Annotated in this window: 17 protein-coding genes and 1 pseudogene; 2 read left to right on the plus strand and 16 right to left on the minus strand. The window is 53.0% G+C overall.

Going from position 1 to position 11565, the window contains the following annotated elements; genetic code table 11:
• The first annotated feature begins 4 nt into the window (after nucleotides 1-4).
• On the plus strand, nucleotides 5-451 hold the full coding sequence (locus tag AACX68_RS09305) for a phage tail protein (RefSeq protein WP_228857941.1): 447 nt from the start codon (nucleotides 5-7) through the stop codon (nucleotides 449-451).
• A gap of 161 nt (nucleotides 452-612) precedes the next feature.
• Nucleotides 613-1011, plus strand: coding sequence for a tail fiber assembly protein (locus AACX68_RS09310; protein WP_228857942.1), 399 nt, complete (start codon nucleotides 613-615; stop codon nucleotides 1009-1011).
• 26 nt (nucleotides 1012-1037) lie between these two features.
• Here the strand turns inward: AACX68_RS09310 and AACX68_RS09315 are convergent, their stop codons facing one another.
• The 16 genes and pseudogenes from AACX68_RS09315 to AACX68_RS09390 all read right to left on the minus strand — a co-directional run bounded on the left by AACX68_RS09315 (nucleotide 1038) and on the right by AACX68_RS09390 (nucleotide 11483).
• Nucleotides 1038-1580, minus strand: coding sequence for a tail fiber assembly protein (locus AACX68_RS09315; protein ID WP_228857943.1), 543 nt, complete (start codon nucleotides 1578-1580; stop codon nucleotides 1038-1040).
• A 4-nt stretch (nucleotides 1581-1584) separates the two neighbouring features.
• Entirely contained in the window at nucleotides 1585-3153 is a 1569-nt protein-coding gene (locus AACX68_RS09320) for a phage tail protein (protein WP_228857944.1), read from the minus strand.
• Nucleotides 3150-3758 (minus strand): phage tail protein I, encoded by a 609-nt coding sequence (locus tag AACX68_RS09325; RefSeq protein WP_228857945.1) that lies wholly within the window; start codon nucleotides 3756-3758, stop codon nucleotides 3150-3152. The genes AACX68_RS09320 and AACX68_RS09325 overlap by 4 nt, the downstream gene beginning before the upstream one ends.
• On the minus strand, nucleotides 3751-4659 hold the full coding sequence (locus AACX68_RS09330) for a baseplate assembly protein (RefSeq protein WP_228857946.1): 909 nt from the start codon (nucleotides 4657-4659) through the stop codon (nucleotides 3751-3753). The genes AACX68_RS09325 and AACX68_RS09330 overlap by 8 nt, the downstream gene beginning before the upstream one ends.
• A gap of 3 nt (nucleotides 4660-4662) precedes the next feature.
• Complete coding sequence (locus AACX68_RS09335) at nucleotides 4663-5004, minus strand: GPW/gp25 family protein (RefSeq protein ID WP_228857947.1); 342 nt, start codon at nucleotides 5002-5004, stop codon at nucleotides 4663-4665.
• Nucleotides 5004-5633 carry a phage baseplate assembly protein V gene (locus AACX68_RS09340; RefSeq protein ID WP_228857948.1) on the minus strand — a complete coding sequence of 210 codons (630 nt, stop codon included), beginning with the start codon at nucleotides 5631-5633 and terminating at the stop codon, nucleotides 5004-5006. Before AACX68_RS09340 ends, AACX68_RS09335 begins: the two co-directional genes overlap by 1 nt.
• A 1-nt stretch (nucleotide 5634) precedes the next feature.
• Entirely contained in the window at nucleotides 5635-6270 is a 636-nt protein-coding gene (locus AACX68_RS09345; RefSeq protein ID WP_228857949.1) for a phage virion morphogenesis protein, read from the minus strand.
• A complete protein-coding gene (locus AACX68_RS09350; RefSeq protein ID WP_228857950.1) occupies nucleotides 6267-6722 on the minus strand; it encodes a phage tail protein in 456 nt (151 codons plus the stop codon). The genes AACX68_RS09345 and AACX68_RS09350 overlap by 4 nt, the downstream gene beginning before the upstream one ends.
• Nucleotides 6723-6725: 3 nt before the next feature.
• Complete coding sequence (locus AACX68_RS09355; RefSeq protein ID WP_228857951.1) at nucleotides 6726-7175, minus strand: lysis protein; 450 nt, start codon at nucleotides 7173-7175, stop codon at nucleotides 6726-6728.
• A complete protein-coding gene (locus AACX68_RS09360) occupies nucleotides 7172-7573 on the minus strand; it encodes a structural protein (protein WP_228857952.1) in 402 nt (133 codons plus the stop codon). Before AACX68_RS09360 ends, AACX68_RS09355 begins: the two co-directional genes overlap by 4 nt.
• The gene (locus AACX68_RS09365) at nucleotides 7566-7889 is read right to left on the minus strand and encodes a phage holin, lambda family (RefSeq protein WP_228857959.1); all 324 of its coding nucleotides are present in this window, start codon (nucleotides 7887-7889) and stop codon (nucleotides 7566-7568) included. The genes AACX68_RS09360 and AACX68_RS09365 overlap by 8 nt, the downstream gene beginning before the upstream one ends.
• 8 nt (nucleotides 7890-7897) lie before the next feature.
• Nucleotides 7898-8098: a tail protein X gene (locus tag AACX68_RS09370; RefSeq protein ID WP_228857953.1), complete on the minus strand. Its 201-nt coding sequence runs from the start codon at nucleotides 8096-8098 to the stop codon at nucleotides 7898-7900.
• Nucleotides 8098-8589, minus strand: a pseudogene (locus AACX68_RS09375) (head completion/stabilization protein). The gene AACX68_RS09370 and the pseudogene AACX68_RS09375 overlap by 1 nt, the downstream one beginning before the upstream one ends.
• Nucleotides 8590-8688: 99 nt before the next feature.
• A complete protein-coding gene (locus AACX68_RS09380) occupies nucleotides 8689-9348 on the minus strand; it encodes a phage terminase small subunit (protein ID WP_228857954.1) in 660 nt (219 codons plus the stop codon).
• A gap of 148 nt (nucleotides 9349-9496) precedes the next feature.
• The gene (locus AACX68_RS09385) at nucleotides 9497-10552 is read right to left on the minus strand and encodes a phage major capsid protein, P2 family (RefSeq protein WP_228857955.1); all 1056 of its coding nucleotides are present in this window, start codon (nucleotides 10550-10552) and stop codon (nucleotides 9497-9499) included.
• 25 nt (nucleotides 10553-10577) lie between these two features.
• Nucleotides 10578-11483: a GPO family capsid scaffolding protein gene (locus tag AACX68_RS09390; RefSeq protein WP_228857956.1), complete on the minus strand. Its 906-nt coding sequence runs from the start codon at nucleotides 11481-11483 to the stop codon at nucleotides 10578-10580.
• Nucleotides 11484-11565 lie beyond the last annotated feature (82 nt).

The raw sequence follows: 11565 nt of genomic DNA on the forward strand, positions 1-11565 counted from the left end.
TATCATGATGATGATTTATGGCATGTTTGTTTTTATGCTCAAGACCACGCCTTACCAGTCACTCAACCGCACTATGGACTGGCGACATGTAAAAAATGATCGTGTCGGCAAGTCCGCCAAATGGCAGTATGCCGGCCCCGGCGAAGACAGTATCACCTTAAACGGGATGTTGTACCCCGAAGTCACCGGCGGCGATATCTCACTGGAAGTGCTGCGAACCATGGCGTTCTCCGCCAAACCGTGGCCGTTGATTGAAGGCACCGGTATGATTTACGGCATGTTTGTGATTGACAGCCTGACCGAAAGCCGCACGGAATTTTTTGCCAATGGCAAAGCCAAGCGGATTGAATTCACGTTATCACTTAAGCGGGTGAGTGAAGATATTCGCGAAGGATTGAGCAGGGTCACGGCGGATGATTTACTGGATTTGGCGAAAGTGGTGCTTAAATAATACGTAAATTGACCTCAAGCACCAAGCTCATAACTGAGTTATCAGGCTGCATACTTCTGTGGCCTCCAATACAAAACTATCTGACTGAAATAAAAATGATAACACCCTATTATCTCACTCCCGAATATACCGGGAGTAACATATTTAATAGGAAACCAATCATGCTGATTTATGTAAAAAAAGATGACCTGAATATCTATCATTTCGACACTTTTGGCTTTAATAATAAGCCGGAAAATTTGGACGATTATTACACCGTCGAGTTTAGCGGCCAGATGAGTGATTTTGACGGGCATTTTGAAGTGCGCGACGGGATCTGTGTTTACGTTCCCGGTAATACACGTTTTATCCGCCGGGCGGAAGAAGAAAAAGCCAAACGCCTTAAACAGGTACTGGAACAAACCCAGCTTTGGCATCTTCAGTTGATGCTGGAAATGATTTCAGTCGAAGATAAAGCCAAACTGGTTCAGTGGGTTGAATATGCTAAAGCCTTGCAGACCGTTGATACCTCAAAAGCAACAGGTACTTCAGACATCCACTGGCCGCAAAGACCAGAGTAACAATCAGGGGCATATCGCCCCTGCGCTTATTTCGGCTGTTTCGGCCAGTCAATATCAGGCGCGGTGGTACAATCCACTCGGTTGAGCAGGACACGGTATTTTTTCCATGCCAGCAGTGCGGCTTGCTCTTCCTGGGTGGCCATGTCGAGGTCAACGGCGTCCTGCAAGGGAACAATAGCCATATCGGCCTCTTGTCGCCGTGAGGATTTTTGCTGTTCCGCTTGTCTGATATGTGCTGTTTTACGAGCCTGAATATCTGTCCCCCACTTTTCACCCTCCCATTGCGGAAAATCCACGTCAGGAATCAGGGTGGTCACGCCGTCCGGCAGTGTGCCGATATCGTCAATCGTCACGGGCTGGGCTGTTTTTTTGTCATACACAGTGACGCCTCGATAATCCGGCACGTTAATCCATTCTCCTTCTTTTTCACACGGACAGAACCCCTGTTTAAACTCAGGCGCAATGCGCAGCGCGTCAAGGGGGGATAATGACCCAATATTCGCATACCCCTGACTGATGTACGGGTGTAAAGGATGTTTCGGGTTATAGTAATAGTTGATTGCTTTCATCGCATTAGACTCCTAAATACATAATCCAGGTGACGCCGACATCGAGCGGTTTATTTTCAGGCCCGGTCGGCACGACTGTGGACGGGTCAAACATAATGTTAAGCGTCTGTCCGTAGCCACTGCCATTCAAAGCCTTCTTCGAGGCACCCACTGCACGGAAAACCCCGTTGACATCCCGCTCATTGGTTGTGAGGCCGTAATTCGCTTCATAACCCAGCTCACCGGTAAAGTTTCGGATAGTATCGCCCCGCACTGAACCGGGTTGACGCTCAGTCCCGTTCACCGGACGCGGGAAAGGCATTCGGCCTTCGGGTTGTAACACGTTCGGCAGGGTAATGGTTTCTGCGGTTTCCATCATATTCCAGCGGGCTTTAAAATCCGCCGGAAACGCCTTAAGTACCTGACCGACAGGGGTGTCAATCCCGTAGCGGTCACCATTGATGGAGTACCAGGGCGGGGTGATAGCTTTTTCATTCTGCATGGCAAACATCGTGAACCCGGGCTTAATCAGGCCCATCAGTTCACTTTTCAGTGCGTACTGCCCCTTTGGCTGGTAGTGGTTATCCGATTCCGCTTTTGTGTAGGCACCGACATGCCCCGCGGGAATGGCAATATTCGCAGTCCCGTCAAAGGGCACACCCGCAATGGTTCTCGCCGTGGCTAATTTATATGTGGCAACCGCCGTCCCACTGGCGGGCAGGGCACCGATTTCTCCCGCAGAAGGTTTGTTGACCGCGCTATAGACACGAATGCTGGGGTATTCATACACCCCGTGGCCGGAAATAGACCCGGTTGCATCGACATTCCCCGCTAAAATCCCCCCGGTCTTGGGGTAAGCCCCGATATTGTTCACAAACGCCGCTTTATTCGGTACATCCGCCCCGTTCTTCGCTTTTTCGAGACGAGTGTCGGCGTTGTAATTGGCATTGGCAGCATGTTGATTCGCTCTTGTTGCCAAATCATAGGCCAACTTGACTGCCCTTGGAGTGGCGGCTTGCATTTCATTCTGGCTATCAACAGCACTACTTAAAATAACTAATCCTTTCTCTTTCAGGGTCGCCTCAGGATGGCGACGACTCTGCTCATGTGCCCGGATTGCCTGAGCAATAGACGCATCCGCATACTCCCGAGTCGCCAGCACCACCGACGGGTCAATTTTCAGCGTCACCGCATTCGTATGGCTGACAATCAGCACCATGCGGATAGTCTGGGTACGGCCAGAGCCTTCCTGTAACTGGGGTTTATAAGTTTCGGCGCAGTTGCCGACCGCAATCAGCACACCATCTTTATCAAACAGGCCGATTTCCCGTATCCACCAACCGCCTTCGCTTTCCGGTATCACCTGCTCAGCGATAATCTGATGGGTATTCTTCGGGTCAACGCTCAGCACATTAATGGCCGCCCGGCGTTTTTCGTTAATCAGCTTTTGCTGGTTGGTATCTGGCGTGGGTAAACTGCCGCCGCCATCGCCCACGGCCATCTGGGTGATTTCAATTTTCGTGCCCAGTGCCGCGGCATTCGCCAGCCGGTCAGCACCGAGTTTTGTTAACAAAGCAAAGTATTTGGTACTCATGCGCTAATCCTTAGTGTGTCAATCAGGTGAATGCCAGCCCCCACCACATCTGCACCGGTGGTGGTAATACATTCGGTCATATAGGGGTAAACCGTCAGAATATCGCCGTCATAACTGGTGACAGCACAGTAAGCCGTACCACCGGTTTCTAACTGAATGGACATCCCAATCAGGTGACGTGAGGCGGGTTTAGCATCAGAAATTAAGCGTTCCAGCTCATAATAAGTAGCTTCGGTGATACCGATCTCCATCACCCCGATATCAAGGCGAAAGGTGCCGGGTGCATCATGGTTCTGCCACCACTCAATGACGCGAATAAGGTAGCCGAACGGTTCCACCACGCGACGAATGGCCCCAATCGTCCCTTTGTGTTTATGGACAAACATCGCTGCCTTAATCGACTCGCGTTTGACCTGCTCCGGCCAGTCCATATCCCAGCGGTCCACCGACCATGCCCACGCCAGATAAGGCAGTAACCTGACCGGACAGCGATCCGGCTGCCATACATCCCGTATCGGCACGGGAACCGCAGCCAGACACGATAAGGCTTCAGCGGCGGCCACTTCCAGCGGGGACGAGCCGACCGGTAACAGGCGGTTATTCATCCGACCCCCCGAGGGTAATGTGGGCTGAGGTGCAGTAACTGGCCTGTGTCTTGTCTAAAATCATATCCTTGGCCGGTGTTTTCAGCTCCACCCGCTGCACACCGGGCACATGCAGAGCGGCAAAGATGGCACTGCGCACAATATCGCGGCCAATGCGGTGCTGTTCCGCGGTATAGCGCGCCAGCCGTGCCCGCGCATCCTGCAATATCGGCTCATATTCCGGCGTTGGGTACAGATACAGCACCGCGTCAATGGCATAGTTGACTATCTTGGCTGACTGTACCGTCAGGCGATCCGCCACCGGGCGGACATCCTCGTCATTCAGGGCGTGAGTGACAATATCGACCAGCTCACTACTGGCGGTGCCGTTCCCGTCACGGGATAAAATACTGACCGTCACACAGGCCGGTGACGGGCTAATCACCGAGGCATCAGCAACACGCCCGTCGGCACTGCGGGCATGGTATTCATACGATGCCACCGGCCCGGCCACGCTTAATCCCTCAAACGCCTGCGGGATACGCACGCGAAAATCCGCGTCCGCTTCTAACACAGCGGGTACGGGCGGCACAGCAGCATTATCCGCCGGTTGCAAGACCAGTCGGCTGACATTGTTATTCGCCCCCAGCTGGTCTAAATCCGATCCTCTGGCAAACGCCACCATTGCGGCCCGCGCCGCTTCATTGATACGCTGGCGCAACAACAACTCCCGGTAGACATTTTCTTGTAACAGCTTGGTCAAGGGTTCGGATTCCAGCGCCAGTGTACGGGCGATGCTGTCCCGTTGCGCCGGCGGATACAAAGCAATCAGTTTTTCCCGCCGCTCAGCAAACAGGGTTTCAAAATCCAGCGGTTCAACCACATCGGGCGGCGGTAACAGGCTTAAATCAATCGTTGGCATGGTTTACCTCACCGGAATGGAAAGTGAAAAAGGCAGATTATTCTGGATATTCACCCCGCTGATCTCGACCGACAATTCTCCCTGATCTGCCCGCAGGTAATTGATCGCTTCTAACCGAATACGGGGTTCCCAGCGCAGCAGGGACATATAACACGCACTCATGATCTGGAGGCGCAAGGCCGGATTTTGCGGACAGTCAATCAGATCAGGCAGCAGTGAACCATAGTCCCGGCGCATTACCCGTGAACCGATTGGCGTCATCAGAATGTCAGCGATACTCTGGCGAATATGGTCGCTGTCTGACAGCGTGTGGCCGGTGTGTCTGTCCATCCCTATAAACTGCATCAGAGCGGCCCCCCTGAGGTACTGTCACCAGACCAGACGCCACTGTGTCGGTGTGAGTCGACCACAATACCGTTGGAGCTGAACTGGCCGTTGGTATGGGTGATATTACCGTGCATCGTACCGCCCTGGCGGATCGCCAGACTGCCAGTGGTTAAATGATTCGTACACATCACGACCGGAGTCGCTAACGTGATCTGTTCACTGGCAGTACAGGTGATTTGTGGGGCGGTCACCTGTACCGACACGGAGGCCGTGACACTGGCGGTTTTAATTCCGCTGACGGTTAAAGCACTGGTTTTCGGCTCATACTCCATCACTGCCCCATCCGGGAACGCGATATGTACGGCATCAGCAGACGCAGAGGGTGCAACATGCGCAGCAGAATAAAGTGAGCCCGCCACAAATGCCGTGGTCAGTTCACCGCCCATCGCCAGTACTAATACCTGCTCACCGACACTCGGTGCCCACCATGTACGGGATGAACCCGCGCGCTGGGCTGTCCAGCGCAGCCAGTCTGTCTGCAACCCGCTGATATGGACGCGGCAACGCTGGCTGCTCAGATCCACTGCGGATACTGTTCCTACCCGCACGATATTCATTAATAATCGGTAAAGTTCTGCCGGTGTCATATCATGCCTCCGCCAAATCGTGATAAATCAGTTCAATCAGTTTGACTTTTTCGTGCTCACTGAGTCCCAACAGTTCACGGCGTGGATATTTCACCTGTGCCAGTGCGTTAATACTGCCGGTCAGTCCGTACTGGTGCTGACGGGCAATGGCGGCGGCTTTCCCCTGAAAACCGACCACAGCCGAATCTGCTGACGTCCGCATTTTTAACAGCCGGGCGGTTCTCAGGCGCGGGAACATCGGGTCACGCAGGGTGGTTGTTGTGCGGGTTTCACTGTGGTTAATGTCCAGATAGCGATCAATGTCACCGCGATAAAATGACCGTACCGCGCCTTTATCTTCATCAAAGCCCGCAATCATGCGACCACGGCGACCACGGGTGGATCGCCAGTTTTTCAGGGAGCGGACATTACCCCGGTAAATAAAGCGAATGCCTTTCTGCGAGCGCAGAATTCGGCGGCGGCGGGGTTCATAACCGGAACCGTCGATATTTTTCTGGCTACGGATACGCTTTTGCTGGTCAGAACGGATCGCAGTAGCTAATTGTCGCGCCAGCCGGCTGCGATAACCGGGGGTCGTCGTAGATAACAACCGCTGTAATTCGTTTTCCAGTGAAAGCAACAGATTGTTCTGGCTCATACTGCCCCCGTTGTATCCAGCAGGACATCCCATGCTGCCAGTGACCGGGCATCCGGTAACGGCTCATCAAGATGAGTCGGTATCAGGCGGCCATTTTTCCGGTGCACCACGACCCGCTCAGAGACCGGTAGCGTAAACAGAATATCGGCGGTGTCGTTATTGAGTAAATCGACCTCAAAGCGAAAACCGTCTTTGCGGCGTTCCGGGTTGAACAGTAAATCCGGCTGATGCAGTCGCGCCCATGCCAGTATGGGAATGCTGAGATTGTCGAGCGGGTTCGGGTAATCCAGCGCCAGCACTTCCAACTGATACTGATAGAGAAAAGACGCCGACTGTGTGCCCGTGGCAATCAGGTTGCCTTTGGTGACAAACACTTCCAGCCGATCCGGATTCTGGTTGAAAAACGGTTCATGCCTGACAATCATTTCACGCAACAAATTAGGCTTTATCATGGTTTACCTGCACTGAGTCTGAATGTAGGCCTGCAACCCCTGGATCATTTGTGCTGAGGTGGCAATGCGCTCTCGGAGTAACCAATAATTTCGGACAGCGGCGTCTGTAGGTCGGGCACCGGTTGCATTAACCACGCCGGCGGGGGCAGTGGTTTGAGGCACAGGGCACTCGGCTTTGATGTACATCCGCTCAGGGTGAGCAAGAGAAACAGCGTGCAACCGGTCAATTTCAGCTTTGGCATGGGTCAGTTCCTGTAACCGTTTCGTATCCTGTTCATGCAGTATTTGGAGGCTTTCCTGTTGCTTCGTATTGATAGCCTCTTGCGCTGACAGGGATTGATTAAGTGACTGATTTTCATTTCGAAGTGCCATATTGTTGTTAATCAGGTAATGGCAGAAGAGACCGATCAACCCAATACCAACAAGGGAAAAAATCGACAATTTCCAGTTCATAGCAGTGCAAACGCTTTTTCAAACGTCGCCTCAGTATACGGTTGCTGACCGTTCTCATGCCGGATGATGGATTTAGCCAGTGCCGTCAGTGTCACTTTATCCACGCTAATCACCTGATGCGGATTAACCCCCAAGGCATTGGCAACACCCCGAATATACGCTGACGTGTTGTTTTCATGGGTGGGTGCCCAGCGGTCTATCATTCTGGCAACACTTTGATAGCCGTTTTTGTGGTAATTACACAGCAGTTTCATCAGTGCCCGAATACCATATTCCGCCGACTCAAACCGGCAGAACCGCGCTTCAATCTTCGGATCATGGGGTAATAGTCCCTGCCATTGGTTAGTCGGGTGATAATCGATATTGCCGGGATTATGATTGCGGATACCTCTACTCATGCGGTTTATCTCCCAATCGTTTGTTAATGGCACGGGTCGCAAATTCACGCAGCTTTTCCACACCGATAAACCCCACGGCACCACCCAGTGCCGGTGACACCGTGCCGGGAATGCCGAACAGCTCCAGTCCGCTGGCAATGCCCCATGACAGCGCCCCGCACAGCAGCGGTTCAACCCAACGGTTGCGGCGTTCTACGCCGTCATAAATCAGGCGGCCATAACAGATCAGGACAGCCAGCAGGGAGCCGGATATCTGCGGCCATGAATTCTTCAGGCCATTGATCATCTCGACCCATAAATCCGGTTGGTCTTTCATTGTCAGTGTCAGTCCCATAATTGAATGATGTCCTGATTGGGCGGTGGGGTGATATCCGGCAGCTCCACCCATTGACCGGCGGCCAGTTGCGTGATGAGACAGAGATCCGGATTCGCTTCCAGTACCTGCTCAACCACACCCTGTGTGCGGCCATAGTGGCGCCAGCACAGCAAATCCACCGAATCCCCCTGCAACGCCCTGACCCGCATCAGACCAACTCCGCGACCATGCGATGTTTGCCGAGCATATCCCGTATGGCGTTCTGTCCGTCCCGTCACAGGTCATCAATTTGTGTACTCAAGGCTTCCGCGTGTTTTTCGCCGTCGCGCGTGGTGTCAATATCACGATAGTTTTCAATCAACAGCGCTTTAGTGAAGCTGTACACCGCATGGCGATAACGGAACACATGCGCCGTGGTGTCATTGATGACCGGTGACGGCACCGCTGCCAGTGACATCACTCCGTGACTTTCCTGCTCATGCTGCCATGTCACCAGTTGCTGATTGACTGACAGCACTGCTTCGCTCGTCATGTGCAGCAGGCGCGCTGTCGTCACAGCCCCACTCAAGCGCATAGAGTTACGCAAATCAGCCAGCAGGATCACCGGCCAGAATTCGCCAGAAGCCACTTTTGCGCCGCCATCGTTGAACTCCTGCGGGTTATCCATCGGTCGGGGCTGTTTGGTTGCCACTAAGCTCATCAGTTCCACCTGTTAAAAGGTCGGCGGTGGACGGAAAAACGGACAAGGCTTAAAAGCTGTTCGGTTCACCGTGCCGCCGGGCACGCGGGGTGCATTCGGTTAGCGGGAAGCGGTCTTCTTCGCCACTGTTATTTTGTTTTTGGGCGGTTTCTTGTCTGTTGCGCCGGGCTTCGGCGGTGCCGTGTTCTCCTCGGCCTTTTTCAGTTCCCGCGTCAGGGTTTCAATATCTTTCTTGACCCCGATATTGGCGAACAGCAACAACGCCTGTTGCATCAGGGATAACGCCCGTTCTCTATCCGCCTGCTGTGGACTTTTCCGTAAGGTATACGCCAGCGTTTTAAACAGCTTGGCTCTGACCTGATTCGGCATATCCAGCGGCTCAACCAAGGCGAAGAGCCATTCCAGAATCGTCAGCGATATCGGCTCAATGGCGTCATTGCCGGCGGAAAAAATAGTCAGGGCTTTATCGCAAATCTCATCCACCAATAACGGCCCAACCGTACGGTGATAGCGATCAGGCAGTGGCAGGTGATGCCGGATAACATAGTCTGCCAGTGTCAAAGCACGCTCATAGTTACCGACATCAATGTGCCAGATCATGATATGCGTCAGCACTTCGTCAGCCTGCCCGGTATCAGCCTTTAATACGCCATCAATCCAACTGTCATAGGCGGCTATCACTTCGCCTTTATAGGCAATTTTTCGTTCTGTCCCTTGCAGGCCAGACAGCCGCGTCTGATCGATGCGTAAACGGTGCAATATTGCTCATAGGCCGTCAGCGTTGCCGATGACATCTGTTCATCGCCACGGCGTGCTGCCATTGTTCGCTGCCAGTGTTCTTGTGCCGGTGTCAGCATCCTTCCCCCTTGACCCGATGCCGGAAAAACCCGACACCGGAAACTGTGGTTTAGTCCGAGCTGCCTTCGGCACCCGCAAACGAAATCCCTTCAATCAGGCAACTCAGGCCGTAATCTTCAATGACATACCCGTCATTACTCTGGGCATAGGTGGCAATACGGTTATATTCCGGCTCATTTTTGATGTAGCGGTTGTATTTGCCTTTCTGCCAGTAAAGCGACAGGTTTTTAAAGGTGGTGATCAGGATTGCCCCGTCCGGGAAGAACGGCGCACGGAAGACCGGCAAACCGCCCAGTGTACTGAGTTTCATCAGCTCATTGCCTGCCAACAGTTCCATATTCGGGTTATGCTGGCTGTGCTGATTCAGGATGCGGAAGTTCTTCTGTGTGGTCAGGCGTGAACCGGTGATGGCAATCAGGCCGGGCGCACTCTGATGCCACGGATCTAACAGCGAGGTCACCGCGTCATACACCACCGAATCATAGTTACCGTAGTCCCCTTTCTGGAGGATTTTTCCATCCTCATCACGACGGGTCAGCGTGATACCGCTCATCACTCTCTGCGGCGCATGATTGCGCAGGCGCTGCAACCAGCCGATATTGACATCCTGTAACAGCGGGTTTTTCTCCCGATCGGATTTCACCGCGACTGACGTACCGTTAAAACCAATCATCAGACGATCATTGGCCTCTTGCTGGACGATCTGTTGGCTGATCAACTTCTGAAACTCCGGGTGACCGGCCCACGCATCCAGTTGGGTATAGCCGATGTAGGTGTCAAAGTTAGTCTGCTCACAGCGATAGCGATTTCCGGCTAAATCGTGGACGCTGATCGGCTCGCGGCGATCGGTGGTCGACGTATTGCGGCTGGCAATGGTGCGATGAACACCGACACCAATTTTCTCTGCTTCCTGTTCAATCACGCCATAGGAGTTGATTTCCTTCAGAAAGGGGCTGCTTTCCATCTTGGCCGCTTCCAGTTTCTGCTGGACAGCCGGCGCCACCGTCAACTGAATGTGGTCGCCCTCACGCTTAACCCCGTTCAATTTGCCTTGCTGGTCAAGGTAGGACAGATATTCCTGACGTCCTTCGTTACTGAGTGACATAGATAAAATTCCTGTAAGCAATCAATTAATATTCAGCCAACACATGGGTTGAACCGCTCGCGCCCGGTCGATGTACCGAAGAATTATCCTGCTGGCTCAATTGGCTTTTCAGCGTGTTGAGTTCCGTTGTCAGTTGCGCGAGTTGCGCCGTCTGGCTGGCACACAGTGTTTCCAGTGCAGATACTTTCTGCCCCTGATTGAGGGCTTCGCCGCATTTTTCCGCCGTCAACTGCACCATCTCACGCAGGGTGCTGATGTCAGCGTGATTGTGTTCGCGATAGATGCCGAGTGCCTTTTTCACCGATAAAACAAACTTTTCCCCGATGGATTTATCCTCGGTCGGGTTCGGTTCCGTGGCGGCCAGCAATTCAACCATCGTTTCCAGTGATGCCGATAAATAGCGATCATCACTGCTCGGCAGGCCGCGTTCCTGCACACTCAGCCTGATTAATTCCGTCCCGACAGCGGCGGGCGTATCCGTCAGCGCAATGCCGGTCAGATAAGCGCTCTGGGTCTGGGGAAAACGTGAATAAAACTCAATGCTGGAAAAAATCTTCTGCCCGCTCTGGTTCAGCTTGATAAGCGGCGCGTCTTTTTCTTCATCCAGTTCAACCGTCGCTTCCAGTGCCAGCTTGCCCTGTAACGGGCCGTCTTTAATTTCGTAGGCACGGGCGGACTGCACCAGCGCAAACTGGCGAAACGTGCTGTCCGGGTACGGGCTTTTGATGTGTTCCAGATTCAGACGAGCGGCATACAAACGCGGGTTATAACTTTCTGCCATCTGCTGGATCTGTTCGCGGGAGACAGCAAACTCGTTCAGCGTCATTCCCTCGGTACAGACCGTTAATTTAATGGTTTTTGGCATGGTTGCTTTCTCCAACAAGCCATTTTCGGTTGATGGGACTATAGCTAAATCAAAATAATTAGACATATTTTACATGCGTCATAAACAGTTCATCAATTGAACACCTTTCTCGTCTTCTTATCGCTTTGACTTCAGCCCATTTCGGTTC

Origin of the sequence: Xenorhabdus sp. PB61.4 (genome assembly GCF_963894935.1) — a bacterium.
Classification (GTDB): Bacteria; Pseudomonadota; Gammaproteobacteria; order Enterobacterales; family Enterobacteriaceae; genus Xenorhabdus; species Xenorhabdus stockiae.

What these genes read in the sequence shown, in the direction of transcription:
- AACX68_RS09385 (WP_228857955.1), bottom strand. Translation starts at nt 10,552, where the DNA reads ATGTCACTCAGTAACGAAGGACGTCAGGAATATCTGTCCTACCTTGAC.
- AACX68_RS09355 (WP_228857951.1), bottom strand. Translation starts at nt 7,175, where the DNA reads ATGAACTGGAAATTGTCGATTTTTTCCCTTGTTGGTATTGGGTTGATC.
- AACX68_RS09340 (WP_228857948.1), bottom strand. Translation starts at nt 5,633, where the DNA reads ATGACACCGGCAGAACTTTACCGATTATTAATGAATATCGTGCGGGTA.
- AACX68_RS09330 (WP_228857946.1), bottom strand. Translation starts at nt 4,659, where the DNA reads ATGCCAACGATTGATTTAAGCCTGTTACCGCCGCCCGATGTGGTTGAA.
- AACX68_RS09315 (WP_228857943.1), bottom strand. Translation starts at nt 1,580, where the DNA reads ATGAAAGCAATCAACTATTACTATAACCCGAAACATCCTTTACACCCG.
- AACX68_RS09370 (WP_228857953.1), bottom strand. Translation starts at nt 8,098, where the DNA reads ATGCGGGTCAGGGCGTTGCAGGGGGATTCGGTGGATTTGCTGTGCTGG.
- AACX68_RS09335 (WP_228857947.1), bottom strand. Translation starts at nt 5,004, where the DNA reads ATGCAGTTTATAGGGATGGACAGACACACCGGCCACACGCTGTCAGAC.
- AACX68_RS09305 (WP_228857941.1), top strand. Translation starts at nt 5, where the DNA reads ATGATGATGATTTATGGCATGTTTGTTTTTATGCTCAAGACCACGCCT.
- AACX68_RS09390 (WP_228857956.1), bottom strand. Translation starts at nt 11,483, where the DNA reads ATGTCTAATTATTTTGATTTAGCTATAGTCCCATCAACCGAAAATGGC.
- AACX68_RS09350 (WP_228857950.1), bottom strand. Translation starts at nt 6,722, where the DNA reads ATGATAAAGCCTAATTTGTTGCGTGAAATGATTGTCAGGCATGAACCG.
- AACX68_RS09360 (WP_228857952.1), bottom strand. Translation starts at nt 7,573, where the DNA reads ATGAGTAGAGGTATCCGCAATCATAATCCCGGCAATATCGATTATCAC.
- AACX68_RS09320 (WP_228857944.1), bottom strand. Translation starts at nt 3,153, where the DNA reads ATGAGTACCAAATACTTTGCTTTGTTAACAAAACTCGGTGCTGACCGG.
- AACX68_RS09310 (WP_228857942.1), top strand. Translation starts at nt 613, where the DNA reads ATGCTGATTTATGTAAAAAAAGATGACCTGAATATCTATCATTTCGAC.
- AACX68_RS09345 (WP_228857949.1), bottom strand. Translation starts at nt 6,270, where the DNA reads ATGAGCCAGAACAATCTGTTGCTTTCACTGGAAAACGAATTACAGCGG.
- AACX68_RS09325 (WP_228857945.1), bottom strand. Translation starts at nt 3,758, where the DNA reads ATGAATAACCGCCTGTTACCGGTCGGCTCGTCCCCGCTGGAAGTGGCC.
- AACX68_RS09365 (WP_228857959.1), bottom strand. Translation starts at nt 7,889, where the DNA reads ATGAAAGACCAACCGGATTTATGGGTCGAGATGATCAATGGCCTGAAG.